At 72.6% G+C, this 26,933-nt stretch carries 21 protein-coding genes; 11 read left to right on the forward strand and 10 right to left on the reverse strand.

All coding sequences use genetic code 11. The annotated features are described in order from the left end of the window. Window positions 1-4 precede the first annotated feature (4 nt). The 4 genes from ACWCV9_RS01670 to ACWCV9_RS01685 all read right to left on the reverse strand — a co-directional run bounded on the left by ACWCV9_RS01670 (window position 5) and on the right by ACWCV9_RS01685 (window position 4,682). Complete coding sequence (locus ACWCV9_RS01670; protein ID WP_450783645.1) at window positions 5-880, reverse strand: carbohydrate ABC transporter permease; 876 nt, start codon at window positions 878-880, stop codon at window positions 5-7. 19 nt (window positions 881-899) lie between these two features. Then, complete coding sequence (locus ACWCV9_RS01675; protein WP_450784220.1) at window positions 900-1,880, reverse strand: carbohydrate ABC transporter permease; 981 nt, start codon at window positions 1,878-1,880, stop codon at window positions 900-902. A gap of 52 nt (window positions 1,881-1,932) precedes the next feature. Continuing rightward, window positions 1,933-3,264 (reverse strand): ABC transporter substrate-binding protein, encoded by a 1,332-nt coding sequence (locus tag ACWCV9_RS01680; protein ID WP_450783646.1) that lies wholly within the window; start codon window positions 3,262-3,264, stop codon window positions 1,933-1,935. Window positions 3,265-3,536: 272 nt separating this feature from the next. Continuing rightward, a complete protein-coding gene (locus ACWCV9_RS01685) occupies window positions 3,537-4,682 on the reverse strand; it encodes an ROK family transcriptional regulator (protein ID WP_450783647.1) in 1,146 nt (381 codons plus the stop codon). Window positions 4,683-4,970: 288 nt separating this feature from the next. Between ACWCV9_RS01685 and ACWCV9_RS01690 the strand changes: the two genes are divergently transcribed. The 6 genes from ACWCV9_RS01690 (at window position 4,971) to ACWCV9_RS01715 (ending at window position 14,694) form a co-directional block, all read left to right on the forward strand. After that, window positions 4,971-5,870, forward strand: coding sequence for a BadF/BadG/BcrA/BcrD ATPase family protein (locus tag ACWCV9_RS01690; protein WP_450783648.1), 900 nt, complete (start codon window positions 4,971-4,973; stop codon window positions 5,868-5,870). A gap of 750 nt (window positions 5,871-6,620) precedes the next feature. Then, window positions 6,621-8,528, forward strand: coding sequence for a phosphatase PAP2 family protein (locus tag ACWCV9_RS01695; RefSeq protein ID WP_450783649.1), 1,908 nt, complete (start codon window positions 6,621-6,623; stop codon window positions 8,526-8,528). Between the two features lie 95 nt (window positions 8,529-8,623). Further along, a complete protein-coding gene (locus ACWCV9_RS01700) occupies window positions 8,624-10,306 on the forward strand; it encodes a phospholipid carrier-dependent glycosyltransferase (protein WP_450783650.1) in 1,683 nt (560 codons plus the stop codon). Window positions 10,307-10,384: 78 nt separating this feature from the next. Then, a complete protein-coding gene (locus ACWCV9_RS01705) occupies window positions 10,385-11,302 on the forward strand; it encodes a MurR/RpiR family transcriptional regulator (RefSeq protein WP_385842790.1) in 918 nt (305 codons plus the stop codon). Window positions 11,303-11,746: 444 nt separating this feature from the next. Continuing rightward, the gene (locus tag ACWCV9_RS01710; protein WP_385842535.1) at window positions 11,747-12,127 is read left to right on the forward strand and encodes a hypothetical protein; all 381 of its coding nucleotides are present in this window, start codon (window positions 11,747-11,749) and stop codon (window positions 12,125-12,127) included. A gap of 146 nt (window positions 12,128-12,273) precedes the next feature. Beyond that, on the forward strand, window positions 12,274-14,694 hold the full coding sequence (locus tag ACWCV9_RS01715) for a SpoIIE family protein phosphatase (protein WP_450783651.1): 2,421 nt from the start codon (window positions 12,274-12,276) through the stop codon (window positions 14,692-14,694). Between the two features lie 87 nt (window positions 14,695-14,781). Here ACWCV9_RS01715 and ACWCV9_RS01720 read toward each other — a convergent pair whose 3' ends face one another. Then, entirely contained in the window at window positions 14,782-15,255 is a 474-nt protein-coding gene (locus ACWCV9_RS01720; RefSeq protein ID WP_450783653.1) for a flavin reductase family protein, read from the reverse strand. 95 nt (window positions 15,256-15,350) lie between these two features. Beyond that, on the reverse strand, window positions 15,351-16,175 hold the full coding sequence (locus ACWCV9_RS01725) for a hypothetical protein (protein WP_450783654.1): 825 nt from the start codon (window positions 16,173-16,175) through the stop codon (window positions 15,351-15,353). A 204-nt stretch (window positions 16,176-16,379) separates the two neighbouring features. On the opposite strand from ACWCV9_RS01725, the gene ACWCV9_RS01730 reads away from it, so the two are divergent. Further along, the gene (locus ACWCV9_RS01730) at window positions 16,380-17,150 is read left to right on the forward strand and encodes a TetR family transcriptional regulator (RefSeq protein ID WP_450783655.1); all 771 of its coding nucleotides are present in this window, start codon (window positions 16,380-16,382) and stop codon (window positions 17,148-17,150) included. Between the two features lie 192 nt (window positions 17,151-17,342). Further along, a complete protein-coding gene (locus ACWCV9_RS01735; protein ID WP_450783656.1) occupies window positions 17,343-17,759 on the forward strand; it encodes a Zn-ribbon domain-containing OB-fold protein in 417 nt (138 codons plus the stop codon). Between the two features lie 29 nt (window positions 17,760-17,788). Here the strand turns inward: ACWCV9_RS01735 and ACWCV9_RS01740 are convergent, their stop codons facing one another. Continuing rightward, window positions 17,789-18,190 carry a MarR family winged helix-turn-helix transcriptional regulator gene (locus tag ACWCV9_RS01740; RefSeq protein WP_450783657.1) on the reverse strand — a complete coding sequence of 134 codons (402 nt, stop codon included), beginning with the start codon at window positions 18,188-18,190 and terminating at the stop codon, window positions 17,789-17,791. A gap of 193 nt (window positions 18,191-18,383) precedes the next feature. Here ACWCV9_RS01740 and ACWCV9_RS01745 point away from each other — a divergent pair, with 193 nt between their 5' ends. Both ACWCV9_RS01745 and ACWCV9_RS01750 read left to right on the forward strand, forming a co-directional pair. Next, window positions 18,384-18,836: an SgcJ/EcaC family oxidoreductase gene (locus ACWCV9_RS01745; RefSeq protein WP_450783658.1), complete on the forward strand. Its 453-nt coding sequence runs from the start codon at window positions 18,384-18,386 to the stop codon at window positions 18,834-18,836. A 150-nt stretch (window positions 18,837-18,986) separates the two neighbouring features. Continuing rightward, window positions 18,987-20,258: a hypothetical protein gene (locus tag ACWCV9_RS01750; RefSeq protein WP_450783659.1), complete on the forward strand. Its 1,272-nt coding sequence runs from the start codon at window positions 18,987-18,989 to the stop codon at window positions 20,256-20,258. A gap of 536 nt (window positions 20,259-20,794) precedes the next feature. Here ACWCV9_RS01750 and ACWCV9_RS01755 read toward each other — a convergent pair. The 3 genes from ACWCV9_RS01755 to ACWCV9_RS01765 all read right to left on the reverse strand — a co-directional run bounded on the left by ACWCV9_RS01755 (window position 20,795) and on the right by ACWCV9_RS01765 (window position 23,622). Beyond that, window positions 20,795-21,988, reverse strand: coding sequence for a PP2C family protein-serine/threonine phosphatase (locus ACWCV9_RS01755; RefSeq protein WP_450783660.1), 1,194 nt, complete (start codon window positions 21,986-21,988; stop codon window positions 20,795-20,797). A 66-nt stretch (window positions 21,989-22,054) separates the two neighbouring features. Next, a complete protein-coding gene (locus ACWCV9_RS01760; protein WP_450783661.1) occupies window positions 22,055-22,561 on the reverse strand; it encodes a DUF5994 family protein in 507 nt (168 codons plus the stop codon). Window positions 22,562-22,665: 104 nt separating this feature from the next. Beyond that, a complete protein-coding gene (locus ACWCV9_RS01765) occupies window positions 22,666-23,622 on the reverse strand; it encodes an STAS domain-containing protein (RefSeq protein ID WP_450783662.1) in 957 nt (318 codons plus the stop codon). A gap of 541 nt (window positions 23,623-24,163) precedes the next feature. Here ACWCV9_RS01765 and ACWCV9_RS01770 point away from each other — a divergent pair. Next, complete coding sequence (locus tag ACWCV9_RS01770) at window positions 24,164-26,926, forward strand: hypothetical protein (RefSeq protein ID WP_450783663.1); 2,763 nt, start codon at window positions 24,164-24,166, stop codon at window positions 26,924-26,926. Window positions 26,927-26,933 lie beyond the last annotated feature (7 nt).

The following is a 26,933-nucleotide window of genomic DNA, read 5'->3' on the forward strand; positions in this document are numbered from 1 at the left end:
GGGATCAGCCCTTCATTCCGGTGGTGGCCAGGCCTTCCACCAGCCTCTTCTGGAAGACGAGAAAGCAGATGAGCGTGGGAGCGAGGGCGAGTGCCGACATGGCGAACATCGCGCCGTAGGAGGAGCCGCTGGTCTTGTCCAGGAAGAGGGTGAGGCCGAGCGGGACGGTGAAGCGGGCGTTCTGCTGGAGGTAGACGAGCTGGCTGAGGAAGTCGTCGTAGGTCCAGATGAAGGTGAAGATGGTCGTGGTGACGAGCGCCGGCTTCATCAGCGGCAGGATGATCCTGACGTAGATCTGGAGCGGGTTGGCGCCGTCCATCATCGCCGCCTGGTCCAGCTCGCGCGGGATGGAGCGGATGAACTGCACCATCAGGAAGATGAAGAAGGCGTCCGTGGCGAGGAACTTGGGGACGATCAGCGGCAGGAAGGTGTTGATCCAGGTCAGGTTGTAGAAGATCGTGTACTGCGGGATCAGCGTGGCCTGCATGGGCAGCATGAGCGTGCCGAGCATCAGCCCGAACCAGATCCTCTTGCCGCGGAACTCGAAGCGGGCGAAGGCGTAGGCGGCCAGCGAGCAGGAGAGGACGTTGCCGATCACCGCGCCGATCGTGACGATCAGCGAGTTGGTGATGTAGAGGGAGAAGGAGTTGCCGGAGCCGCTCCAGCCCTCGGCGTAGTTCCCGGGATGCAGGTGGTGCGGGACCAGCCCGGGGTGGGTGAAGATCTCGGTGTCGGGCTTGAGGGAGCTGCTGAGCATCCACAGCAGCGGGTAGAGCATGACCAGGGCCACGCCGATGAGCAGGGTGTGCAGCAGGATGCGGCGGGGGCCGGTGAACGGGCGGAGCTTGTGCGGCGGCGCGCTCGGGGTGAGGGCGGACATGATCGGACGGACTCCTCGCTCAGTCGTCGTAGTGGACCCAGTAACGGCCGGCGACGAAGTTGACCGCCGTGAAGCCCGCGATGACCAGGAACAGCACCCAGGCCAGCGCCGAGGCGTAGCCCATCTGGAGGTCGGTGAAGCCCTTCTTGTACAGGTACAGGGAGTAGAGCATGGTCGAGTTGAGCGGTCCGCCGGTGCCGTTGCTCACCACGTAGGCGGGGGTGAAGGTCTTGAACCCGTCGATGATCTGGAGGACCACGTTGAAGAACACGATCGGGGTGAGCAGCGGCAGGGTGATCCGGAAGAAGCGGGTGAACGTTCCGGCGCCGTCGATCGCCGCGGCCTCGTAGACGTCCTTGGGCAGTTGCTTGAGTCCGGCGAGGAAGATGACCATCGGGGTGCCGAACTGCCAGACGGCGAGCAGCACGAGGGTGTAGACCGAGGTGTCGGGGCTGGAGATCCAGTCCTGGCCCTTGATGCCGAACCAGCCGAGGACGTCGTTGAACAGGCCGTCCCCGCCGAACACCTGCCGCCATACGATCGCCATGGCCACCGCGCCGCCGAGCAGCGAGGGCAGGTAGAAGGCGGCCCGGTAGACGCCGATGCCCTTCAGCGGGCGGTTGAGCAGGATCGCCACGCCGAGCGCGAGGGCGAGTTTCAGCGGCACGGAGACCAGGACGTACAGCAGGGTGGCGTGCACCGAGTCCCAGAAGACCGGGTCGTCGGTGAACATGTGGGTGTAGTTCCGGGCGCCGATCCAGCGGGCGGGTGTGAGCAGGTCGAAGTCGGTGAAGGACAGATAGAGGGAGTCCAGCATCGGGTAGACCGTCAGCCCGAACAGGCCGGCGAACCAGGGGGCCAGGAACAGGTACGGCCACCAGCCTCCGCCGCGCCGTCGTGCGGCCCGGCGGCGCATCCGTTCGCGCTCGTGCCGGTCGGCGGCGGTCGCCGCGGACGTCGGCGCCTCCTTCGCGGCCTCGTCGGTGCGGGCGGTGGTCATGCTCATCTTCTCCCTGGCCTCTCCCGGTGCCTGATGTGTGCGCGGCGGGCGGTCAGCCCGCGAGGATCGACTGCGCCTGGTCGAAGAACTCGCTCAGCTGCGCCTTGATCGTCTTCTTGCCGAAGGCGACGGCCAGGTTGGACTGGAACAGCAGGTCCCAGATCTGGTCGGCGCCCTTGGGCGGCGGGACGGGCGCGGGCAGCGCGTCGGTGGCCTTGGCCACCCGGCGGGAGAGGTAGTCGGCCATCGCCATGTTCCGCTTGTCGGTCTCGTCCAGCCCGGCGGAGATCAGCGAACGCGCCTTCTCGGTCGGCGGGATGCCGCGGTACAGCTGCATGTCCTTGATGGCGGTGGGGTCCTGGGCGAAGAAGCTCATGATCTTCACCGAGTCGGCGACCTTCTTGCTCGCCTTGGTGGCGCTCAGCAGCACGCCGCCGTTGACGAAGTTGCCCTCGCGGGCGCCGCTCCAGTCGCCCTGCGGGGTGGGCAGGAAGTCCAGCTGGGCGTCGGTGATGGCGCCGCCGGCGCCGTAGACACCGGAGTCGAAGGTGAACAGGGCCTTGCCGATGACGACCGCGTTCTTGGTGAGGTCGTTGTGCGCGGCGGAGGTGACCGCGGGCGGCGGCGAGGCGTGGTCCTTGCGCATCCCGGCCCAGAACTCCCACCACTCCTGGAGGGTGTCGGGGGTGAAGCCGATCTTCCTGCCGTCGTCGGAGAAGAAGGGCTGGCCCTTCTCCCGGGCGAAGATCTCGAAGCACTGGAGGGTGGAGCCGCCGCCGTCGTCGACGCCGTAGGTCCGGCCGCCGCTCTTCTTGTAGACCTGGACGGCGATCTTCTTGAGGTCGTTCCAGGTCCACTCGGGGTCGGGCAGCTTCAGGCCGAGCTTCTCCAGGCCGCTGCGGTTGACGGTGAGCTGGTTGACGCCGATGCCGGACGGCACGCCGTACAGCTTGCCGTCGACGGTGCCGGCGGCGAGCAGCGTCTTGGAGAATCCGGTCAGGTCCAGGGCCTTGCCGACGTAGGAGTCGAGCGGGGCGAGGATGCCCTTGCGGGCGTACTGGGCGACCAGCGCGGTGTCCATCTGGAGCAGGTCGGGGGCGCTGCCGCCGGCGACCTGGGTGTTGAACTTGTCGAAGTAGCCGTCGTAGCCCGAGTAGCGGGTCTCGATCGGGATCTTCGGGTGGTTCTTCTCGAAGGCGGCGAGGGCCTTCTTGTAGGCGGCGTGCCGCTCGTCGCTGCCCCACCAGGTCATGGTCAGCTTGCCGCTGTCGCTGCCCGCTCCGGTGCCGCCGGCGCAGGCGGTGAGCGCCGGGCCGAGGGCGCCTGCGACGGCGAGGCCGCCCGCGGTGCGGAAGAGGGTTCTGCGCGAGATCTGGTGACCCACCGGGTCCTCCCTGATGGTGCGTGACGGATCCCCGGCCGATCGGCGCGGCCCGGGTGCAGGTGCGGGGAAGGAGCGCCTCGGCGGACGCGGCCTCGCCCGGCCGCGCCGCCTGTGCGGGGTGGCGTCCCCGGCCCTCGGCCGGTACCGCGCGAGCACGCCCTCGCGTGGTGGCCGTACGCTCGCGTGCGGCCGGGACGCGCACCCGGGAGCCGGTATCCCGACCGGCCCTAGAAAGCGCTTGTCCGGACATTGGCAGAACGAGCCGGAGGCCGTCAATCCTTCCTTCGCGCCGCCTGGGTCACGGTTTGGACTCCACGGGCGACCGCGAGCCGGGCGGCGCCCACGACGGTGCCCAGTTCCCCGACCGTGCTGCTGACCACGTCGGTCGGCCAGCTCAGCCGTGCAAGTTCGGCCCGCACCCCGGGCAGCAGCAGGGGGTCCGCGCCGGTGCTGCCGCCGAGCACGATCAGTCCCGGGTCGAGTACGGCGGCCACGGCGGCGGCCAGCCGGCCCACGTCGGCGGCGTGCCGGGCGACGACGGCGCCGGCCGCTGCACTCCCCCGGCCGGCCAGCGCGAAGAGGTGCTCGGTGGTGGCCGGGCACGGGCCGTCCACGTCCCGCCATGCCTCGGCGGCCCGGCGCAGCAGCGCATCCGCCCCGATGTACTCCTCCAGCGCCTCCAGGCGCGGTGCGCGGTCCGTGTCCCAGGGGTAGGGCAGCCGGGCCAGCTCGCCGGCGGCGCCGTTGGCCCCGCGCAGCACCTGGCCGCCGATGACGATGCCCAGGCCGACGCCCACGCCGACCCGCAGATAGCCGAAGGTGTCCCGGTCCCGGGCGGCGCCCTCGTGCAGTTCGGCGAGGGCGGCGCAGTTGACGTTGTTCTCCAGGTGGACCGGCACGCCGGGGGGCAGGGCGACGGCCATGGCGTCGAAGGCGGGGCCCGCCTTGGCCGTGGCGGGGCGCATGCCGGTGCCGTCCTTCCCCGGCGTGATGACATCGCCCACGGCGACGACGACGCTGCGCAGCGGGGTGCCCGCGGGCAGCGCGGCGAGACCCTCGCGTACGGCGTCGGCGGCGTCCTCGCGGGCGCGGGTGGCCTCGGCGAGCAGCGTGCCGTCCAGGGCGCAGCCGCGCACCCGGGTGCGGGCGGGGCCGAGGTCGACGGCGAGGACGGCGCCGGCGTCCGGTCCCAGGCGGTAGACGGCCGCGGTGCGGCCGGTGCCGCTGGAGGCGGTGCCGGAGCGTCCGGCGAGCCGGGCGCTCTCCAGTTCCGCGACGGCCTGGGACACCGTCGGCTTGGACAGACCGGCCAGCGCGGCGAGTTGCGGCCGGGTCGCGGTGCCCGCCCGGGCCAGTACGGCGAAGACCGCGCCCGCGCTCTCGGTCAGGCGGGGGGCCGCCACCACGTCGTGTTCCAACGGTTCTCCCACAGATCACGGCCCGCCGCCGAGGAGTGGGGCGCCTCGGGGGCGCGGCACGGGGATGCCCGGCGTGGCGCCCGCCGGCCCTGGGCGTGCCGGTGGCGGACGCGAACGCCTCTTGACGCACTGTACTTCGTTAGTTAACTTCCTAACGAACTTTACGGTACTCGCCTGCCGTGCTCCGCCCGAGGCCCGTCCCGGGGCTTCCCGACCGCTCGTTCCCTGTTCCGCCAGGCACGGTTCGCCCGCCGTCACACGCCTTCCCGCACCGACGAAAGAGGTCCCGTGCAGGATGTGACGCCGCTCCGGGTCGGTATCGACGTGGGCGGCACCAAGACACAGCTCCGCGCCGTCGCGGGGGCCACCCTGGTCGCCGACCATGTCCGCCCGAGCAGTGGCTGGCGGCCGCACGACCCCGTGGCCGCCGCCGGCTGGCTGGCCCGGCTGGTCGCCGAGGCACTGCCCCCGGGCACCCGGCCGGCGGCCCTGGCCGTGGGCGGCCACGCCTGTGAGACGGCAGGCCAGTGCGCGCGGATCCGCGACGCGCTGCACCGCCACTTCGACGCCCCCGCACGGGTCGTGGGCGACGCCGAACTCCTCGTCCCTGCCGCCGGGTTGGACGAGGGTGTCGGTCTGGTCGCCGGCACCGGCTCGGTGGCGGTGGGCCGACGCCCCGACGGCACGGCCGTCCAGGTCGGCGGGTGGGGCGCGGTCCTGGGCGACGAGGGCGGCGCGGCCGGGCTCGTCCGGGAGGCCGCCCGCGCCTGCTGGGCGGCCCATGACCGCGGCGAGCCGCCCGACGCGCTGGCGGCGGCCCTGACCGACGCCTTCCATGTGCCCGAAGTGCCTGCGCTGGGAGCCGCGTTGGAGCACGCCACCGACCAGTCCGCCGAGTGGGGACGGCACGCCCCGGCCGTCTTCGCCGCCGCGGAGGCCGGCTCGCTCCTCGCCGCCGAGGTGATCGCCGCAGCGGCCCGCTCCCTCGCCGGACTCGTCGTCCGGCTCGCGGAGCGCGGCGCGGCGGTCGACGACGTGGTGGTCGCCGGCGGCACGATCCTGTCCCAGCCGCGGCTGTACGACGCGTTCACCGCCGCGCTCGACCAGGCGTTGCCGGGCACGCGGCCGCAGCGGCTGCGGGTGCCACCGGTCGAGGGCGCGGTGGCGCTGGCGCGTTCGCTGCCGTGAACGGGCTGCGTTCGCGGACGGCTTCGGCACGGTGGCGCCGGTGCGTTCAGCACACCTCCGAGCGGTGGCCGGTGTCATGTGTCGCACCGGCGCGTCCGGCACATCTTTTGCGCGGGAGCACCGGCACATACGCCGCCGTACGGCGGGCCGCCGCCCGCGGATGCGCCGCACAGCGAACCACCGCGCTTCCACGCGCCACACCGGCGCGTCCGGCGCATCTCCGCGCGAGGGCACCGGCACGGCCACCGCACGGAGGCGCCGCACACCGGCCGGCCCTCCGCCATGCCTCGCGGCCGAGTCCAGCACACCTCCGCAGGAGGACACCGGCACATGCGCCGCCACGGGCGAGCCGCGCCCGCGGAGGCGCCGCACAGCGAACCACCGCGCTTCCACGCGCCACACCGGCGCATACGCCGCAAAGAGGCGCCGCACACCGCTCAGCCCCGCTGTCGTGTGTCGCACCGACACGCCCAGCACATCTCCTCGCGAGGTCACCCGCACATACGCCGCCGTACAGCCGGCCGCCGCCCTCGTGGGCGTTGGCACTGTGCGGGTCAGCGCGTTCGTGTGCGTTCCGCGCCGCGCGTTCACCTGCCGCACCGCCGCCGGTCACCGCGGCCTCCCCGCGGTGACACACCCCGGTCCTACTCATGTATCCGTTCCCGCTCTTCCGCCCCCTTCTCCACGGGATCGCACAACCCGGCACATCCAGCCGGGCGTTGCCGTGGACCGCTTCCGAGAGGCACAGGCATGCCGTCTTCCACCGGTCACCGATCCTCCGTACCGAACCGGCGCCGGTTCCTCGCGACCTCGCTGGCCGCTTCGGCGGGCGTGCTCGCCGCACCGGCCGTCGCCGTGTGGCTACCGGCGGCCGACGCGAAGGCCGCGACCGCCCCGGCGGCCTTCGTGGACGACTACCGGACCAATGTCCCCGCGAACCGGACCGCCGAGACCAACGCGGTGGTCCGTGTCCTCGACGGCTTCGCCGAGGTGTGGAAGACCGGCTCCACCTGGGACTCCGGCGCCCCGCTGCGCCCGGAGGTGCTGCGCGCCAACATGCGCTACTGCGCCCGGATCACCCGCGAACGCACCGGCGAACAGGCCAAGGAGGCGTTCGTCTACGACCGCCAGCACCAGAGCTACGCGCTGATCGCGGGGCTCGGCCCGCTCGCCGGCCTGTACCGGGCGGGCGCCCGGGCGGTCACGTCGATCACGAGCGCGCCCGACGGCACCCCGGCGACCACCGTCAACGACGCCGTCCCCGCGGACGCCCCGGCGGGCTCGGCGCTCGGCGCGGGCGCGCACGACTCGGACCTCGGCAAGGTCGCCGAGCTGGTCGACACGGTCCGCGGCCCGTACGCCTCCGGCAACCCCTCCAAGTACGCCTACGCGTACCCGCGGCCGTGGCGGATGACGGAGGACAGCGAGGTCGTCGACACCGGTGCGACGGACGCGTTCGGCTTCCCGGTGTACGACTCCGAGGTGGTCGTGGCCCCGCAGCTGCTGCGTCAGCGCGGTGCCTCCCCCGCCGACGACGGCGGCTTCCCGAGCGGGCACACCAACGCCTTCCACCTGGCCGCGCTGGCGTACGCCTACGCCGTACCGGAGCGGTTCCAGGAACTGGTGACCCGCGCGTTGGAGCTGGGCCACACCCGGATCGTGGCGGGCATGCACAGCCCCGTCGACGTGATCGGCGGCCGGATCATGGCGACCGCCCTCGCCGCGGCCACGCTCGCCGACCCGGCCAACGCGGAGCTGAAGGCGGCGGCCCGCGCCCAGGCGCTCGCCTATTTCACCGCGCGGACCGGCACCACCGCCGACACCCTGTACGCCTACGCGCACCCCGCCGACGACCCGTACGCCGACCGGGACGCCAACCGGTGTGCGGTGCGGCCGAGGCTGACCTACGTCCTGGAGCGGGAGGGGCACGATGTGCCGCTGACCGTGCCGAAGGGCGCGGAGGTGCTGCTGGAGACCCGGCTGCCGTATCTCACCGCGGACCAGCGCCGCGAGGTGCTGCGGACCACGGGGCTGCCGTCCGGGTATGTGCTGCTGGACGGGTTCGAACAGTGGGGCCGGCTGGACCTGTTCGCCGCGGCGGACGGCTACGGCGCCTTCGACACGGACGTCACCGTGACGCTGGACGCGGCGGCCGGCGGCTTCTCGGCGGCCGACAGCTGGCGCAACGACATCGGCGGCCGCGGCGGCCTGACCAAGCAGGGCACCGGCACGCTCACGCTGACCGGCCGCAACCGCTACACGGGCGGCACCGTGCTGGCAGCGGGCACCCTGGTCGCCGGCTCCGCGGACGCCCTCGGCCACGGGGACGTGCGGGTCGCGGACGGCACGCTGGAGGTGCCGGGACGGCTGCGGGTGCGCGGCGCCTACGCGCAGGCGGCGGGCACGCTCGAGGTCACCCTGAGCGCCGGCGGCAAGGCCCCGCTGACGGTCCGGCACCTGGCCGTGCTGGGCGGTGCGGCCGTACTGTCGCTGCGGCTGGACACCGTACGGCCGCCGGCCGAGGGCCGCACCCTGCCGGTGCTCGCCGCGCCCCGGCTGCGCGGGCGGTTCGACCGCATCGAGGTGAACTCCGGCAGCCTGCGGGCCGTACCGGTGTACACGGCAGAGGGTCTGTCGGTACGACTCGTGAAGCGGTGACGCCCCGGACGGCGGGAGCGGTGCGACAGTAGGGCGATGGCCCGGTCCCCCGCTCGCTCCCGCCGCCGTACGCCGGTGCCACCGCGGGGCGGACGATGACGCACGCACAGCACACGCTCCTGGCCGACCGGGCTCCGGCGCAGGATCCGGTACGGCCGCTCCCCCGGGCACCCAGACGCTGGGCGGTGCCGGTGCTCGTGGCCCTGCTGCTGGCCCAGATGGCGGCCGTGATGGTGACGGCCGCGGTCCGGCAGACGCCCACCATCGACGAGCCGGTGTACGTCGCGACGGCCACCGACTACCTCCACGAACACCGGCTGCGCTACAACCCCGAGCATCCGCCGCTCGGCAAGCTGCTGATCGCGGCCGGTGTGGCGGTGGCCGACCCGCACTACGACCCGTCGTACCCCGGCACCCAGGGGGACGTGGGCCGGCACCTGCTGTACGAGTCCGGCAACGACCCCTGGCGGCTGATGCTCTGGGCACGGCTGCCGGTGATCGTGCTGACGCTGCTGTTCGGGCTGGTCGCGTTCGCATTCGCACGCGACCTGGCGGGCCCGGTGGGCGGTCTGACCGCGCTCGCGCTGTACACCTTCTCACCGGATCTGGTCGCCCACGGCTCCCTGGCCACCCTGGACGTCCCGGCGGCCGGCTTCGTGCTGACCTCCGCCTGGCTGGCCCTGCGGGCCCGGCACCGTCCGGGCCGCTGGCTGCCGCTCAGCGGGGCGGCTCTCGGGGCGGCGGTGGCCACCAAGATGAACGCCCTGCCGGCGGTGCCGGTCCTCATGCTGCTGGCGGCGGTGTCGGCCGTGGCGGCGGACCGGGAGCTTTCTCCGGCGGGCGGCCGACGGCGCCGGCTGCGGGCCGCGGCCGCCGGTGCGGGGGTCGTACTGGTGGTCGCCCTGGCCGTCGTCTGGGTGTCGTATCTCGCGGTCGATCCCCGCTTGCGGTTCTCCCCCGCCGAACCGGTCCCCGTCCTGCACGGGCTGCACGCGCTGCTGGTGGACCTGATGCCGGTGCCGCCCGCCTACCGGGCCGGGATGCGGGTGCAGTTCGGGCTGGAGAACCAGCCGTGGCAGGGCTATCTGTTCGGGCATCTGTACACCGGCCCGCTCTGGTACTACCTGCCGGCCGCGCTGCTGGTGAAGACCCCGCTCGGGCTGCTGGCGGTGGGCCTGGCCGGCGCGGTGGCGCTCGTCGCGGTACGGCGGCTGCGGCCCTCGGCGCCCTATCTGCTGCTGCCGCCGCTGGTGCTGCTCGCGGCGGCGATGACGAGCACCCGGGACTTCGGGACCCGGTACGCGCTGTTCGTGCCGATGTCCCTCGCGGTGGCGGCGGCCTGTCTGCGGGTGCCGCGCCGGCGCTGGGCCACCGGGGCGACGGCCGTCCTGGTGCTGTGCACGGCGGTGAGCTCGCTGCGGACGTTCCCGTACTACCTGCCGTACTCCAACGAGGCGTTCGGCGGCCCGGCGGCCACCCACCGGGTGCTGCACGACTCCAACGTGGACTGGGGCCAGGACCTGGGCCGGCTCGCCGACCGGCTGCGCACCCGGTACCCGGGCGAGCGGGTGTGGCTGGTCTACAAGGGCAGCGGGGTGCCGTCGTACTACGGCATCCGCGCCGAGGACCCGCGCGGGGTGCCGCCGGAGCGGGTGCACGGGCTGCTGGTGGTGTCGGACTCGGCGGTCGCCAAGGCGCGGGGCACCCTCGCCCGGCTGCTCGCGAGCAGCCGGCCGGTGGGTGACGTGGGTCATTCGATCAGCCTCTACCGCAGGTGAGCCGGGTCGCTCACCCCCCTGGTCACGACGCTCGGTGAGCTATGTTGAGTGTTCGTGGCAGACAAAGGAGACGGACCGGTGCCCTCGCCGCAGCAGGCCCGCGCACAGGCATCAGCGATCACCTCGGGCAAGACGGCGCCCGAGGCCGAGCCCGCCCCGACCTCCCGGCTGCGGGAACTCTTCGACGGCCCGCGTCTGTCGCCGGGGCAGCGGCGCATCGCCCAGTACCTGATCGAGCACATCACCGAGGCCGCGTTCCTGTCCATCACCGAGCTGGCGGACCGGGTCGGGGTCAGCCAGCCGTCCGTCACCCGCTTCGCCGCCGCCGTCGGCTTCAGCGGCTATCCGGCGCTGCGCGAGAAGCTCCAGTCGATCGCGCTGAGCAGTCTGGCCGGCGGGCCCGGCGAGGTGGACCGCGCCAACGAGCTCCAGGCGGCCGTGGACCACGAGATCCAGAACCTGGAGAACCTGCGCCGCGACTTCGCCGACCCCGACCGGGTCATCCGGGTCGGCCGGGAGCTGTCCCGGTCGACCCCGCTGACCGTCCTGGGCCTGCGGATCTCGGAGTCGCTGGCCGAGTACTTCGGGTACGCGGCCCGCCGTATCCACCCCGACGTACGGCTGGTGACCCGCGGCGGGAGCGTCGCCTACGACGCCCTGCTCCAGGCCCGTGAGGCCGGCGGCAGCTGGGTGCTGGCCTTCGCCATGCCCCGGCACTCGCAGGAGACCCTGCAAGCGGTCCGGGTCGCGCGCGACGCCGGCCTGAAGGTGGCCCTGGTGACCGATCTGGCGCTCGGCCCGCTGGCCGACGAAGCCGACATCACCTTCGCCACCGGCACCGGGGCGCGTCTGGTCTTCGACTCCTACGCCGCGCCCAACGTGCTGGCCGCCGCGCTGCTCCAGGCCATGACCGACGCCGACCCGGAGCGCACCCAGGCCCGCCTGGAGAAGTACGAACAGCTCAACGAGCAGCACCAGTTCTTCCTGCGCGACTGATCCGCCCCGATGCTTCCGGCGGCCGCCCGGCAAGCGTGAAGATCTTGCGGTCCTCCCCCTCCTGGACCGGGATCTTTCACCACAGATCGAGCATGAATGTTTTCATACGTCTTGCAAACCAGACGGTATATATAAATACTGCTCAGCGGATCGGGCCCGGCTCACCCCCGGCCGCTCCGCACCCCGCGGACCCACCGCTCGCACACCGCCCCGAGAAAGCCGACGGACCGCTCATGCGCATGCAAGCCCTCACGCAGCGCCGGTCCGCCGTGTCCGGGGTCCCCGCACGGACACCCCCAGCCGCCGTCCCCTACCCACGTCGGCGCCCGGGGTGTGCCGGGGCGCATCGCGATGCGCCCGTGGCGGCCCCGGCCATCCCCTAGGCCGGGGCCGCCCCACCCGTCGGACCACCCTCACGACGCCGCACACCGGAAGCGATTCACCATGACCCTGACCAGCACGCGCACGCGCATCAGCCCCGACTGGCCCTGCCAGGTCAAGACGCCGGGCAGCTACGACTGGGAGCGCTCGGCGGCCAAATGGCTGCGGGAGCTGATCCCCGCGCGCTACGCCAGCTACCCGGCCCTGATCCGGCACCCGGTCCTGCTCGCCCGGCATGCCCAGCTCCAGGTCCAGCAGGAGATCCGGGTGGCACGGACCGCGCTCCAGACGGCACGCGCCGAACTGCCCATGCTCGGGCTGCCCGAGTCGGTCATCGAGCACACGATCAAGCTGTACGCCGCCGAGGTTCTTCAGCTCCAGCACATCGCGCGCAGTGTCCGCGCGGTCACCGACGCCCTGGTCGGCCGGGGACATAGCCGCTGACCTGGTCTTTTGCGAGAAGGACCGGGAATCCGTCGGGCGCTGTGCGGCCGGTTTCGACGCCCTGTGATTCGATCTTCGGCGGGTGGGCACCATACGGAACCAGCGGACCGGTGATCGGAGGGCCCGAGGTGTGCGATGCTCGTCGCGTGACGAGCGAGTCCGTGCCCCCGATCGACCCAGGCACCGGCGCCGATCCGGTGGCGTTGGCCAAGGTCGTGGCCCGGCAGCGCGCGGAGCTGGAACGGCTACGGGACCGCGCTGCCGCCTCCGCGATCCTGGAGCGGGCCAAGGGTGTCCTGATGGCCCTCAACGGGTGCACACCGGACGCGGCGCACGAGGAACTCCTCCGGCGCGCCAGGAACGGCCACCGCACACTCCTCGAACAGTGCTGGCTCACCCTCGGCGCCCTGCTGCCTCCCACGGCACCCGCATCGCCACCCGCGCCCACGGCCACGGTCGGGGCCCAGCCGGTGCCGCCCACCGGCCCCTGGGATCCGCCGCCCGCCGCCAGCGCCGATCTGGTCGACGTCCTGGGCCGCCTCGGCCGGGACCTGGTCAAGGTCGACTCGCCGGACGAACTCGCCGCGTGCCTGCTGGACCACCTGGCACCGCGGGCGGGCGCCGACGCCGTACTCCTCTACGAACAGGTGGCCGGAGGCGGGCTCGAGCTGATCGGGCATGCCGGCATCGAAACGACCCTGGCGATCCAGTGGCAGCACGCGCCCGCGGGGAGCGAGATGGCCCCCTTCGACGCCCTGCGGGCCCGTGAGCCGCGCTGGCTGGAGGACCTCGCCGAGTACCGCGAGCGGTACCGGCTCATCGGGGACCCGCCCGAGCGCTGGCTCAGCCGGGCCTGGCTGCCGGTGCCCGCCGGGAACACCGCGCAGGTCGCCCTCGGGGTGCTGCGCCGGCACGGCGGGCCGTTCCAGCCGCGCGAGCGGGAGCTGCTGCGGGCCGTGGCCCGGCTGTGCGCGGGCCGGCTCCAGGCCTTCGACCCGCCGCGGGAGCGGGCCGTCACGAGCGCCTTCCCGGCCGTGCAGGCGGTGCTCGACGCGACTCCCGGCGCGGCCGTGCTGCTCACCCCGGTGCGCAGCGCCTCCGGCGAGGTGGAGGACTACCGCATCGAGGCAGCCACCCCGGAGGCGGTCGACGTGTTCGGCCGGACCGGGCGGGACCTGGTCGGCAAGCACATCCTGGAGAGCTACCCGTCGGTGGCGGGCGAGCCGCTGTGGCGCGGGTATCTCGGGGTGCTCGACACCGGAGTGCCGTTCGAGAGCGAGCCGTTCGCCTACCACGACGTGTTCGAGGGCGTGCCGGTGACCGCCACCTACTCGGTGCGCGCCGCCCGGCTCGGCGACGGTCTGCTGGTGTCCTGGGTACGGCACGACCCGGCGGTCCGGCAGGCGCAGCGCCTCGCCGACGTGCAGCGGCTCGGCAATCTGGGCTGGGCGAACTGGAACCTGGTCACCCAGGAGATCTCCTGGTCCGCGCAGGCATACACGGTGCTCGGCCGGAGCACCGCCGAGGGGCCCCTCCCCCTCGAACGGCTGCCGGATCTCGCGCTGCCGGAGGACTCCGGCCCGCTGACCCACGCGATCGCCGAACTGGCCGGCCACGGCCACCCGTTCGATGTGCCGTTCCGCATCCAGGGCGCGGCGGGCGTCCGGCATCTGCGGCTGGTCGCCGAGGCCGTCACCGAGCCGGACGGCACCCCGGTCGAGGTGCATGGCTTCGTCCAGGACCTCACCGCGCAGCGCAGCGCCGAACTCGCGCTGGTGGAGAGCGAACGGGCGATGCTGCTCCAGCGCGGTGTGCTCCAGGCCGAGCGCGCCCTGGCGGCCCGGTTGCAGCACGCGCTGCTGCCGCTGCCCAGCAAGCCGGTGCGGCGGGCCGGGCTCCGGGTCGAGGTGTCCTATCTGCCCGCGCAGTCCGGGATCCATGTCGGCGGCGACTGGTTCAGCGCCGTCGAACTGCCCGACGACTGCGCGCTGTTCGTGGTCGGCGACGTGGCGGGGCACGGCATCGGCGCCGTGGCCACCATGGCCCAGCTCAGGTTCACCGCCAAGGGAATGATCAGCACCGGCTCCTCGCTGACCGGCGCGCTGGCCCGGCTCAACCAGCTGCTGCTGCACTCCCGGGACAGCCAGACCACCGCCACCCTGGTGCTGGCCCGCTACGACCCCGAGCGGCAGGTCATGGCCTGGGCGCAGGCCGGGCATCCGCCGCCGCTGCTCGTGCGCGGCGGCGAGGTGCGCTATCTCGCCCGCCCCGCCGGCGTGCTGCTCGGCGCGACCGGGGCGCCCGTCTACGAGTCGGCGGAGCTGCGCCTGGAGCCCGGGGACCGGCTGCTGCTCTACACCGACGGTCTGGTGGAGCGCCCCGGCGAGGACCTGGACGCGGGCTTCGCCCGGCTGGCCGAGGCGGTCCGCACCCATGACCACGGCGCCGGCGGCTCCCTCGACACCGTGCTCACCTCGATGCTCGCGGACGAGCGCCGGGACGATGTGTGCGTGGTGGACATCAGGATGCCGCTGCCCGGTGCGACGGACGCGGAGGCGGACGCCTAGCCTCTGCCTGCGAGGGTGTCTTGGATATGTGCCGTGGGCCGGTCCTTCGGTATGTGCCGTGGGCCGGTCGGGGGTGTCCGTGTCCGGTCAGTCCGCCGGGTGGCCCGCGTCGATGCTGATCGCGTCGGACAGCCGCAGCAGCGGCCCGCTCCGTCCGCCGCCCCACTCCACGGGGTCGAGGACATGGCCCACATGGTCGCCGCCGTCGATGCGGTGCAGGACGGTGCCGACGAACCAGGCCGCCACATCGCCGAGGACGAGCGCCCCGCCGGGTCCTTCCCGCAGGTCCAGCCCGGCGAACTTGTCGACCTCGTCACCCGTCTCGCCGCCGAACAGCTCCGCGAGGTCCCGCTGGTCACGGGTGAGCAGATGCACGGCGAGGCAGTGGGCGGCGCGCGCGACCCGGTAGGTGCGGTTGGCCTTGGACAGCCACACGGTGAACCGGGGCGGCTGGATGGAGCACTGGGAGGCGAAGCCGACCAGGCAGCCCGCGCGCTCGCCGCCGGCCACGGCCGTCACCACGCACATGTCCGGGTCCAGCCGGCCGAAGAAGCCGTCCATGCCCGCCTCCCCTCCGCGTCCCTGTGTGTCCGTCCCAGCTCATCACATCGGACGCCGGTACGCCCGGCACTCGCCGCAATGTGAGGGGGCCGAGGTCACCGCACGAACCGGCTCACGGACGCCGTGAACGCCGCGACGAACGCCTCGCGGTCCTCCTCCGGCAGGGCGTCCAGGGACAGATACGGGTTGAGGTCCTCCAGCTCGACCAGGAGCAGACCGCCGTCGGCGGTGCGGCAGGCGTCGACACGCTGGATGCCGTGACCGAGGTCGTTCCAGTCGATGAAACGCCGGGCGAACTCCAGGTCGGCGGCGGTCGCCCGGTACGGCCTCAGCTCCCAGCGGCGCTGCGGGTCGGGGGCGTACAGGGCGTACTGGAAGTCGTCGTCCACGAAGTAGAACGACACCTCGTACGTGAAGTCGATCCAGGGCTGGATCAGCACCTCACCGGTGACGGCCGCGGCGATCCCGTCGGCGGGGACGATCCGCAGGCCGAGGGAGTCCGCGCCGAGCCGGGGCTTGACCACATAGCGCTCGACGGACGGCAGCCGGTGCAGTTCCTCGGTCCGGTCGACGGTCGGGATGACGGGGAAGCCCGCGGCGCAGAGGTCGAGCAGGTACTGCTTTCCGGCCATGTCCGCCTTGCCGGTGAGCGAGTTGTAGACGCGGGTGCCGCTGTCCAGCGCCTGGGCGCGGAAGGCGTCGTACTCCTTCTGGTAGCCGAGCACGGGACCGCTGTTGCGGACCACGACGGCGTCGTAGCCGTCCATCAGCGCGGCGGCGTCGAGCGGGTGGCACAGGGCCAGGTCGGCGTGGGTGCGGAGCCGGGAGGTGAGGAGGATGTCCTCGTCGCAGTAGCGGCGCCCGCGGGCCTGGTACGCCAGGTCGGTGACGTAGAGCAGTCGGGGGCGGGCGGCGGGCATGCGGGATCTCCTCGGGCACGGCCGGAGTCGGCGGGGCGGATGCCGCGGGGCCGGTGCCGGCGCGGTGCGGAAAGGTTACGTCGCACAACGGCGACGGCATCCGGCGGGGCCCGGACCGGCACGCAGAGTGCACTCAGTTCCCTGTCACCTCGGTCTGAGCTGCACTGAGTGTCACATTTCCGGCCCGGGTGCTACGTTCCCGCCATGAGCACCAGCAGCGCGGCGCCGGCCGCGAAGCCGCCGATGCGGGACGCCCTGGTCTCGGCGGCCTTCCGGCTTTTCATGGAACGCGGATACGAGCAGACCACGGTGGACGACATCGTGGCGCTGGCCGGGGTCGGCCGGCGGTCGTTCTTCCGCTACTTCCCCTCCAAGGAGGACGTGGTCTTCCCCGACCACGAGCGCTGTCTGGCCGACATGACCGCGTTTCTCGCCGGGAGCACGGCGGACCAGGAGCCGGTGCGGCGGGTGTGCGACGCGGCCCGGATGGTGCTGCGGATGTACGCCGAGAACCCCACCTTCTCGGTGCAGCGCTACCGCCTCACCAAGAAGGTGCCGGGCCTGCGCGCGTACGAGCTGTCGGTGGTGTGGCGGTACGAGCGCGCCCTGGCCGAGTATCTGCGCGGGCGGTTCGCCGGCACGCCCGAAGGGACGCTGCGCGCGGACGTCATCGCGGCCGCCGTCGTCGCCGCGCACAACAACGCGCTGCGGTCCTGGCTGCGCTCGGACGGCAAGGGCGATGCGGCCGCGGCGGTGGACCATGCGCTCGGCTATGTGCAGCGGACGTTCGGCCGCGCTCCGCAGGCAGCGGAGTCGTCGGAGGCCCCGAGCGGTCCGGCGCCGCTGCGGATCCTCCCGGTGCCTGAGGAGGGACCGGCAGGGCACCCCGACGACGTCGTGGTGCTGGTCGCCCGCCGGGACGCGCCGCTGTGGCGGGCGGTGCAGGAGCTGGAGACGGCGCTCGGCCGCGGCTGAGCGGGCCTCCGCCCGGCCGCCGGGCGGCGGGGTGCGATGCTTTCCGGCCAATTAGGGGTACGCAGTGCCTTTACGAGTGACACTGAGTGCCATACGCTGTCGGCGTGCACGGTGGCACAGCAACCGCGCACACGCGTGCGCGGGGCGCGCCGGGCACGCGGGATTCCGGCCGAGCGCAGGGAGTTGACCAGCGTGTACCACCACTCAGCAGACATCTCACAGTCGGCGGCCGGCTCCGCGGCGGGGGTGCTCGAACCCGCTTCCGTGGACTCCAGGGACGCCATCCTCTTCCAGCGCTGCACCTGGTGCGGCACCGCGATGTACCACCGGCTGCTGTGTCCGGTGTGCCAGGGCAGCGAACTGCGCACCGAACGCAGCGAGGGCATCGGCACGGTGCGGCACTCGACCGTGGTGCACCGCAACACCCCCGCGGCACGCAATGTGTCGCTGATCGAGATGGCCGAGGGGTTCGTCGTCCGGGGCCGGGTGATGGGCCCGCCGGTCGGGATCCACAGCGGCGACCGGGTGCGGCTGTCCACCGCGAAGGACCCGGTCCGCGGTGAGCCGGTCTTCCAGTTGCTGGACGAGCCGTACCGGGCCTGGACCTGACGGGCCCGCCCACACACACATCCTCGCTGTCAGTGGCCGCCCCTGCCCGGGGCGGCCTTTCTGCGCTTCGGGGCCATGGCCTTGCGGATCTCCTCGGTGGCCGCCCGGAACGCGGGGGCGGCGTGCTCGAAGTAGTCGAAGAGCAGCCTGCGCTGTTCCGGGGTGTAGCGGGCCAGGACCTCGGCGATATGACGGCGGGCGGGGCCGACGACCTCCTCGATGCGGGTGAGCGCATCCGGGACCGGCTCCACGATGACGCGCCTGCGGTCCCCGGGGTCCGCGGCGCGGCGCGCGTAGCCGGCCCGTTCAAGGCGGTCGATCAGGCGGGTGGTGGCACCGGTGGTGAGCCCGGTCCGCGTGGCGAGTTCGCCCGAGGTGAGACCACCTTCCAGAGCGATCAGGCTGAGCGCGTACCACTCCGACGTGTGCATTCCAGCGGCTTCCGCGCTGGCCAGGCCCTGGAGGCCTACCGCGTCCAAGTACTGACGGAAGATCAGTTGCTCGTCCCCGCCATCCACAGGGGTTGCCGTCACGGGAGTCCTCTCGTAAATTTATCTGCACGCATGCAGATACTGCACAGATTCAGAATCTGCTCTCAGTGTAGCCAAAGGGGGATCTTCCACCATGCCCGCCATCACCGATGACACCGCCGCAGTCACCTCCGTGCTGGACGAACTCGTCGCCGCCTGGGCGCGGCACGACGCCGACGCATACGGCGAGCTGTTCACCGAAGACGCCACCTACGTCACCTACGTCGGCACCTTCTACCAGGGCCGCCAGGACATCGTGGACAGTCACCGCACCCTGTTCACGACCTTCCTCAAGGGCACCGAGCTCGCGGACGAGGTGCTCTCCGTCCGGTTCCCCGGGCCGGACGTGGCCGTGGTGAACGGGCGCGGCGACACCTACAAGGGCGACCGGCCACACAAGCTCAGCAAGATCCAGACGTACACCTTGGTCCGGCAGCAGGACGGCAGGTGGCGCATCGCGGCCTTCCACAACACCAAGCGCAAGCCGCTGATGGAGGCGGTCTCCTACCGCTTCGCCCCCGGCCTGGTCCCGGCCGCCGGACGATGAAACCGGGCGTTGCGGCATCGCGCACTGCGGGCCTCCCGGAAGTTCGCCTACTCGTCACCTCCGGGCCGCCCTTGATGCCATGCCGCGCTTCCTGAGGATCCAGTTCACTGGGGCGCCGCCCCCCCTCAACCGGATCTGAAAGAGGGACGCATGTTGAGACGCACGCTGAAGCGCGGGCTCGTCACGCTCGTCGCCGTCGGTCTTGCCTCCTCCGTGGGGTCGGTGGCCACGGCGTCGGCGGCCTCCACCCCCCTGACGCTCGCCGTCTTCGGCGACTCGCCGTACGGCAGGTCGGCGTACGCCCCTGCGGGCCAGACGGCCGACACCGCCCAGTTCCAGAAGACCCCGGCGTTCATCGGCACCATCAACAGTGACCCGAGCGTCAGCGATGTCATTCACGTCGGCGACATCCACTCGGGCAAGGAGTTCTGCACCGAGGACTACGACGCCTCGATCGCGTCCGCATGGCAGACCTTCACCAAGCCGCTCGTCTACACGCCGGGCGACAACGAGTGGGCCGACTGCCACAAGGCATCGAGCCTCACCTCGCCCGGCCAGGGCGGCGGCTTCTACGACTCGGCGTCCGGTGGCATCACGTACATCGGCGCGAGCGGCCTGTCGACCGACCCGGCGGACTGCGTCAGCTACCACTGCGGCAGTCCGCTCGACAACCTCGCCAGAGTCCGGCAGGACTTCTTCGCGCAGCCTGGCCGCACCCTGGGCAGCGGGACACTGAACGTGGTGTCCCAGGCCACCGCCTACGACCCGGGCCACCCGGGCGACGCACAGTACGTCGAGAACGTGAGGTGGGCGCAGAACGACATCGTCTTCGTGACCATCAACGTGCCGGGCGGCTCGAACAACGACACCGACCCCTGGTACAAGGTCCCGACCGCACCGCAGGCGCAGACCGACGAGCGGACCGACCGGACCGCGGCCGACGTCCGCTGGCTCGACGCCGCCTTCGCCGATGCGCAGGCCGAGCACGCCAAAGCGGTGGTGATCTCGGCACAGGCCGACATGTGGGACCTCGACGGCAAGACCAAGGACCACCTGACGAACTACGAGCCGATCATCAGCGAGGTCGCGGCGAAGACGACCGCGTTCGGCCGGCCGGTGCTGATGCTCAACGGCGACTCGCACCTCTACCGCTCGGACAACCCGCTGTCGCCGACGGCGACGTGCACCGGCGAGACGGACCCGGCCACCGGCGCCGGGGTGTGCGCCCACGACCCGGGGGACAACGCGTGGAACGAGCACCCGTACTACAACGTCCCGAACTTCCACCGGATCGTCGTGCACGGCAGCACCACACCCCTGGAATGGCTGAAACTCACCGCGGACCCCAACGCCAACCACCCCGTCACCGGCACCACCTTCGGTCCCTTCAGCTGGCAACGGATGCCGCAGCCGCAGCTGTGACGCGACCTCGGACTCCTTGCTCGCGTCGAGGATGTCTCGGGGTGTGACAGCTGTCGGTCGGTGCAGCGGTGAAGGTCATTCGGCCGTACGGAGTGATGGGCGGCGTGGTACGGAGCGGGCGCCGGGCTCGGCGATGACCATGTCGGCGGTGCCGGGGGTGCCGGTGCCGAGGTCGTCGGGAACCCGGCCGTGACGCCAGTTCGGACGCTCCAGATCGACGTGGGCGGACGGGGCGGTGACGCGTAGGACGTTCTCAGGGGGCTGCGACGACGGCCCTGCTCCCGATCGCACTCGGCACTGCGGGTGGTCCCGACAGCATCGTGCTCTGGTCCGTGCTGACCGGTGCTCAGAGGGCCGGGGTCCGCCGGTGGGCCACCACTCTCGACGGCTACAACCAGGGAACCTTCGGGCCGGGACACTGCAACGGCCAGGGGGACCGGGTGGCCCTTATGACCGACTCCGACATATCACCCCCTGAGTCGGGTCGGGCTGGACGCCGCGGCCCGGGAGGGGCTCGGACAGACCCTGCGGTCCGGTCAGCCGCGCCACTCCACCAGGAGGAGCGTCGCATCGTCCGTGGTCCGGCCGCCCCGGGCCCGCTTGAGTGTGTGCGACAGGGCACGCGCCACCGCCCGGACCCCGCCGCCGGTTCTCTCCAGCCCGTTCACCCAGTCGATCAACTGCTCCTCCCCGAACTGTTCCTCGCCCGCCGCGTGCTCCTCGATCAGCCCGTCGGTGAAGCACAGGACGCGGTCTCCCCGTTCCAGCCCCAGCGCACTCACCTCCGGCTCCGCACCGCCGAGGCCCACGGGGAGAGTCGTCGGGCCGAGCAGTCGGCGCGTGACACGGTGGTCGCGGACGAGCATCGGTGCGGGGTGCCCGGCGTTGACCCATTGCAGGTGGCCCGTCGTCGTGTCCAGCCGCATCATCTGCGCGGTGACGAAGTGGTCGGCGCCGAACTGCTTCGCCACGGCGTCGTCCATGAAGGCGTAGATCTCCGTCAGGCCGGTGCTCAGGCGGCGGGCGTAGCGGTACGCGCCGATGGCCACGGTGGCCATGGTGGCCGCGCCGAGGCCGTGCCCCATCGCGTCGATCATGGCCAGATGGAGGACGTCGCCGTTGAGCGCGTAGTCGAAGCTGTCCCCCGCCACGTCGTACGCGGGCTCCAGGACGCCGGCCAGGGCGACGCGCGGCATGATCATGGCCAGGGGCGGCAGCAGCGCCCACTGGATCTCGGCGGCCACGCTCATCGGTTCACGGCGTCGGGTACGGAAGAACAGGTCGGAATATCCGTGCTTGGTCACCAGCAGGTCGGCCACCAGAGCGGAGAGCCGGCGCAGCATGCGGCGGTCGTCGTCGTCGAGCCGGTCCAGCGTCACGGCCATGACGCCCACCTGGTCGCCGCCGTCGAGCAGCGGCAGGTGGACACGTACGCCGTCGCCCTCGGGCAGCTCGACGGGCAGCGCACCGAGAAAGCAGCGGCCCGCGGCGGAATCGTCGATCACGTGTGGGTCCCCGCCCGCGAGGCCCTCACCGGGCAGGGGTACGAGCCACAACTGGCCGTAGTCCTGCAACAGGATCTGCGGACGGCGGCCCCCCAGCCGCTCCATCATGTCGGCGACCAGTGGGCCGACGAGGTGGGGCGGAAGCTCGTGCGCGCGATCGAGAACCGCCCCGAGGAGCGCTTCCCCGAAGCTCTCGGAGCGGTCCGCGCGCGGTTCGGCCGTCATCCGCTCACCCGGCGTGGTCCACGCGGACACGGGCGGAGGCGGCCGACGAAACAGGTGCTTGCCCCATCAGTCCATCATGGGCCGTTCCGCTGCTCGCCGCTCCTGGCCGAGACCTTCCTCGACACGGGCGAGGATGCGCTGAGCCGACTGCGTGTTCCAGGGATCGGCGGCGGCCGTCAGCAGCCGACCGGCCGTTCCCGTCGGCTCGTCGGGCGGGATGACCAGCAGCTCCCAGCGCCCCACGGTGCCGCACTCCAGGGTGATGGCATGCGCTTCGTCGGCGGCGTCGCTCAGGAGGACCTCGATCACGTGGTCGGGCGCCGACACCGTTCCCGGGGCCTCGGGCCACGCGGCAGTCCCCACCGTGACCCGGGTGACCGTACCGTGGCCGGGGTCCAACGAGCCCACGAGGGCGGGCAACTCCAGCTCCAGGACGTCACAGCGCGGCCACCATGCTCCGTCGAGCGGGCCGTGGCTGGACTCCGCGGTGAGGCTCAACCGCGCCAGCGGCATCCGGTACGTGTGGTCGTCATCCGGAGGCATACCTTCGGCGGCCGGTGTGAGGGAGTCCATCGTGCGATCCCGTCCCGGGCAGTGAAGGCGCTGCCCTCGTTCGTCACTCGCCGGGAACGGCGCCGCGAGATCGTGCGCCCGACATGCTCTCGGTGCCTCCCAGGCTACCCCCCGCCCGGGCCCGAGGCCGGAGGCGCCGGTACGGGCGCGTTCTCCGTCAGGAGGACCAGCACGCAGGGTGCGCCCGGACCGGGCAGCCCCACCACCTCTCCGCAGTTTCGCCAGCCCCAGGAGTCGAAGGCGGCCTGGCCGGCCCGGTCTGCCGGACCGATCAGAGCGACTCCGAGCGCGGTGTGCCGGTCGGCCAGCAGGCGCTGTTGCAGACGTCGGCCGATGTCTCGGCACTGGGCGTGATGATGCGCAACGGCCTGGGTGAGGAGCAGGAACCGGGCACAGCCGGTGAGCCGCTGGACGCTCTCCTGCAACCCCCGCTCCGAGCGGGCGCCGGGACCCACGGGATATCCGAAGGCACACCCCACCAGTACCGTCGTTTCGGCGACCAGCAACGCGAATCCGGGCCGTCGGGCGCTGATGGCAAGCCGCCCCAGGAAGTCGCCCCGCTCCCGGTCCGCGCTCGCTGACGAGCCCGCGACGGGGTCCACGACCAGGTCGGCGATGTCCTCGCTCATGTCCTCCGCCTGCCAGCGGGTCAGGCGGCGGAGGCGGATCCCGTCCTTCACGGCCGGTGCACTGACGTGGCGGCCGCCGCCCTGCTGCTCGTCGGCCTGCGGAGACGCACCCGGCAACTCACTGAGCAGGGAGGCGGAGCCGGTCACGGCGAGAAGTCGGGTGATCTGCGCGCACGGATGGTGCAGCCGCAGGAAAGCATGCACGCGATCCGCGCGCTGCGAAGCCGTCAGGAAGACGTCCAGGCCCTTGGAGTCGCACGAGCCGACGGTGGTGAGATCGACGTCGATGCCTGTCACGCCGTCGCGCAGACACTGCTCCAGCGCGGTCCGCAGCAAGGGAGCCGTGGCCGGTCCGATCACGCCGACGAGCGTGACGAGGGCCCGCTCTCCTTGGTCACGCCGATGGATGTCCAACCGCTGCACGACTGTCACGCCGCCCCTCGGCAGGGAAGGGCCACAACCGGGGAGAGTCGCGGAGTTGCTGTGATCGCGGTGGCCATGATGCCGACCCGTCTCCGCACCGTCCGCTCGGGCGGTCCGGGTTTTCGTCTCTCGCCGAGAACGGCCCGACAGGACAGTCGGAGTGCGTGACGCCCTCGATACCTTCATCGTACGTCGTCGGCAACCGGACATGCGGCGCCGGACGACTCGGACGCTGCGTAGCAGCTCAGAGGGGTTCCGGTGACGGCGTTTCCGGCCGGCGGCCCTGGTCGGTGCGCTCACCCGGGACGGTTCCGCCTTCGCGGCCGTCACGCACTCGGGCCTGACGCCGGCGCCGACGGTCGGCCCGCTGGGGGCCAGGAGTTCACCCGCGGCGGGCCGTGCCGGAGTCGCGCCGCCGGCGCCCGTCCTCCGATGTGATCGATCACCTCCCGTTCACAGGCAACCCACAGTCTCCGCACTCCGTCCTCCGGGGGCGAGGGGCTCCCGGGTCGGCCGGGACGCCCGAGACCGGGGTCATCCAGGAGGAACTGTGATCCGTGCCCGGCGTATATGGGTGGCCGCCGCCGCGTTGCTCGCGGTGGCGGGCGCATCCCCAGGGCTGGCGGCAGCAGACAGTCAGGCACCAGGAGGCAGCGGGGAGTTGACGTCGTCGGACGGCGCGGCGCTGCGGCCGGGCTGGGGGATCACCGGCGGGCGTACCGCGCCGCAGCTGGTGTGGCGGTCGGACCGGCCGGTGCCCATGGGGGACGCCCGGGTCGAATTCCGCGCGGGCGACCGCCTGTTGGGCGTGCCGCGGCCGGGCGAGGACGGGCGCACCTTCCGGCTGCCGCTCGGCGCGCGGGTGCCGGGCGGGCTGCGGGACCTGCATGTGTGGGCCGGCGGGCGGCGGTTGGACGCGCCCGTGGCGGCCGCCGGGGCCGGGCCGGCGGTGCGGCCGCCCGCGCCGCTGCCCGCGGGCGGCGTGGACCCGGGCAAGCCCGGCGCCTACCGCACCACGACCGGTGAGTACAGCCTGAAGTCGGTGCACATACCCGGCTTCGCCGCTCCGGTGGAGATGCGCGCGGTGGTGGTGGCACCGGTCGGCGCGTCCGGCAAGCGGCCGCTGGCGCTGTTCCTGCACGGCCGGCACTACACCTGCTACAAGGGCGGGCACATCACCGGCGACTGGCCCTGCGCGGCCGGCACCAAGCCGGTGCCGAGCCACCGCGGCTATCTGCGTGACCAGCGGCTGCTCGCCTCGCAGGGCTATGTGACCGTGTCGATCTCCGCCAACGGCATCAACGGCCAGGACGACGCGGCCGAGGACGGCGGCGCGGAGGCGCGCTCCGCGCTGGTGCGGATGCACCTGGCCCGCTGGGCCGACTGGTCCGACCACCCGGCGTCCGCTCCGGCGGTCGTCCGAAAGGCGCCGCGCGCCGACCTGTCCCGGGTGCTGCTCGTCGGGCACTCGCGGGGCGGCGAGGGCGTCAACCGCGCCGCGCTGGACAGCCTCTACCCGCCGCCCGCCGACCAGGACGGCTACCGCGGCCGGGTCCGCTGGACCATCCGCGGCACGGTCCTCATCGGCCCGACCGTCTTCGGCCAGAACCCGGTGGCCGACGTGCCGTCGATGACGATCCTGCCGGGCTGCGACGGTGACGTCTCCGACCTCCAGGGCGAGGTGTACGTCGACGGGACGCGCGGGGTCAGCACCGGCGGCGCGCTGCACAGCGCCGTGTACGTCATCGGCGCCGACCACAACTTCTTCAACTCGGAGTGGACGCCGGGCCGGGCCGCGGCGCCCGCCGAGGACGACTTCTCCGACGACCCGCAGCACCCCGACCCGGTGTGCGGGAAGAAGGCGGCGACCCGGCTGACCGCCGACCAGCAGCACCGGGCCGGTTCCACCTACATCGCAGCCGCCGCGCGGCTGTTCGTCGCCGGGGACGACCGGGTGCGGCCGCTGCTGGACGGCTCCGGGAAGCGGGCGCCGTCGGCGGACCCGGCGCGGGTCCTCAGCCATGCCGTGGGCGCGGGCCGGGGTGCCGGGTTCCTGCCGGACGGCGGGGTCTCGGTGCGCGGTGCCCGGCTGTGTGACGCGGTGGACCCGAGCCCGTCCAAGGCCTGTCTCGGCCAGGGCACGAAGGGTGCCTCGCCGCACTTCGCGATGTGGGAGACCGGCCGGGAGACGGGGCGGCACGCGATCGCGCTGCACTGGACGCGCGCCGGCGGCGCGGCCCGGGTGACCGCGCCGCGGCCGCTGTCGCTGTCCGGTTCCACGGCGCTGGCGCTGCGGCTGTTCGTGCCGCCGAACTCGCACGGCACCCGGCTGGACGTGTCCGTCACCGACGCCCGGGGCCGCAAGGCGACACTCGGCGAGGTCCGGGCCGACGGGCTGCCCGGCAGTGAGCGGACGGCCTCCTACTGGGCGCGCGAGTTCCGGGTGCCGCTGACCGCGGCCCGGCGCGCCGGGCTCGATCTGCGCTCCGTCACCTCCCTGGAGCTGACGCCGCGTTCGGCGTCCGGGCGGGCCTGGCTCATGGACGCGTGGGGCTGGCGGGCCGGCACCCCGGCGGTGCGCGCCGCCGAACTGCCACGCGTGGACATCGGCCGCACGACCGTGGCCGAGGGCGACTCGGGGGCCCGCACCTATCATGTGCCGGTCGAGGTGACGGGCCGGGGCAGCGGCCAGGTACGGGTGTACGTGCTGGACCCGGTCACCGGACAGGCCAAGGACCGGCTGGTCACGGTGCGTCCGGGCGGCCATGACATCGATGTGCCGATCACGGTGAAGGGCAACACGCGCTACGGCACCGATGTGTCGTACGACGTCCTGGTGAAGGCGGTGCACCATGCGGTGGTCGGTTCCTACCGGGGCGGCATCACGGTGCACGACGACGATCCCGCGCCGCGGATGACCGTGACCCCGGTGGCCGGCCGGGTGGCCGAGGGCAAGCCGCTGACGTGGCGGTTGTCCCTGTCCGAGGCGGTCGACGTGGACATGAGCGCGTTCTTCGCCGTGGCCCCCGCCTCCGCTCCGGAGCTGTCCACCAAGGACGTTCCGGCGCGCTGGCTGCGGGACAACTCCGGGGAGTCGCCCGATCCCGAGCGCCCGCTGTCCAAGGTGACCGGCCTCTATCTGTGGGTGGACATCCCGGCGGGTAAGCGCAGCGCCGACATCACCGTGCCCACCGTCACCGACCGGGTGAAGGAGCCGGCCGAGTCGGTGCGGTTCCGGCAGGTCGATCCGCAGACCGGCAAGCCGCAGCCGGGCGGCCTGGAGCTGACCGGTTCGGTGCTGGACGCGTCGTAGGACGCGC

The organism is Streptomyces sp. NPDC001606 (assembly GCF_053596835.1).

Bases quoted from the DNA above. Each gene is read 5' to 3' on its own strand.
- ACWCV9_RS01675 (WP_450784220.1), bottom strand. From the start codon at position 1,880: ATGACCACCGCCCGCACCGACGAGGCCGCGAAGGAGGCGCCGACGTCC.
- ACWCV9_RS01670 (WP_450783645.1), bottom strand. From the start codon at position 880: ATGTCCGCCCTCACCCCGAGCGCGCCGCCGCACAAGCTCCGCCCGTTC.
- ACWCV9_RS01740 (WP_450783657.1), bottom strand. From the start codon at position 18,190: ATGCACACGTCGGAGTGGTACGCGCTCAGCCTGATCGCTCTGGAAGGT.
- ACWCV9_RS01730 (WP_450783655.1), top strand. From the start codon at position 16,380: ATGAGCACCAGCAGCGCGGCGCCGGCCGCGAAGCCGCCGATGCGGGAC.
- ACWCV9_RS01760 (WP_450783661.1), bottom strand. From the start codon at position 22,561: ATGGACTCCCTCACACCGGCCGCCGAAGGTATGCCTCCGGATGACGAC.
- ACWCV9_RS01755 (WP_450783660.1), bottom strand. From the start codon at position 21,988: ATGACGGCCGAACCGCGCGCGGACCGCTCCGAGAGCTTCGGGGAAGCG.
- ACWCV9_RS01710 (WP_385842535.1), top strand. From the start codon at position 11,747: ATGACCCTGACCAGCACGCGCACGCGCATCAGCCCCGACTGGCCCTGC.
- ACWCV9_RS01695 (WP_450783649.1), top strand. From the start codon at position 6,621: ATGCCGTCTTCCACCGGTCACCGATCCTCCGTACCGAACCGGCGCCGG.
- ACWCV9_RS01725 (WP_450783654.1), bottom strand. From the start codon at position 16,175: ATGCCCGCCGCCCGCCCCCGACTGCTCTACGTCACCGACCTGGCGTAC.
- ACWCV9_RS01750 (WP_450783659.1), top strand. From the start codon at position 18,987: ATGTTGAGACGCACGCTGAAGCGCGGGCTCGTCACGCTCGTCGCCGTC.
- ACWCV9_RS01720 (WP_450783653.1), bottom strand. From the start codon at position 15,255: ATGGACGGCTTCTTCGGCCGGCTGGACCCGGACATGTGCGTGGTGACG.
- ACWCV9_RS01745 (WP_450783658.1), top strand. From the start codon at position 18,384: ATGCCCGCCATCACCGATGACACCGCCGCAGTCACCTCCGTGCTGGAC.
- ACWCV9_RS01700 (WP_450783650.1), top strand. From the start codon at position 8,624: ATGACGCACGCACAGCACACGCTCCTGGCCGACCGGGCTCCGGCGCAG.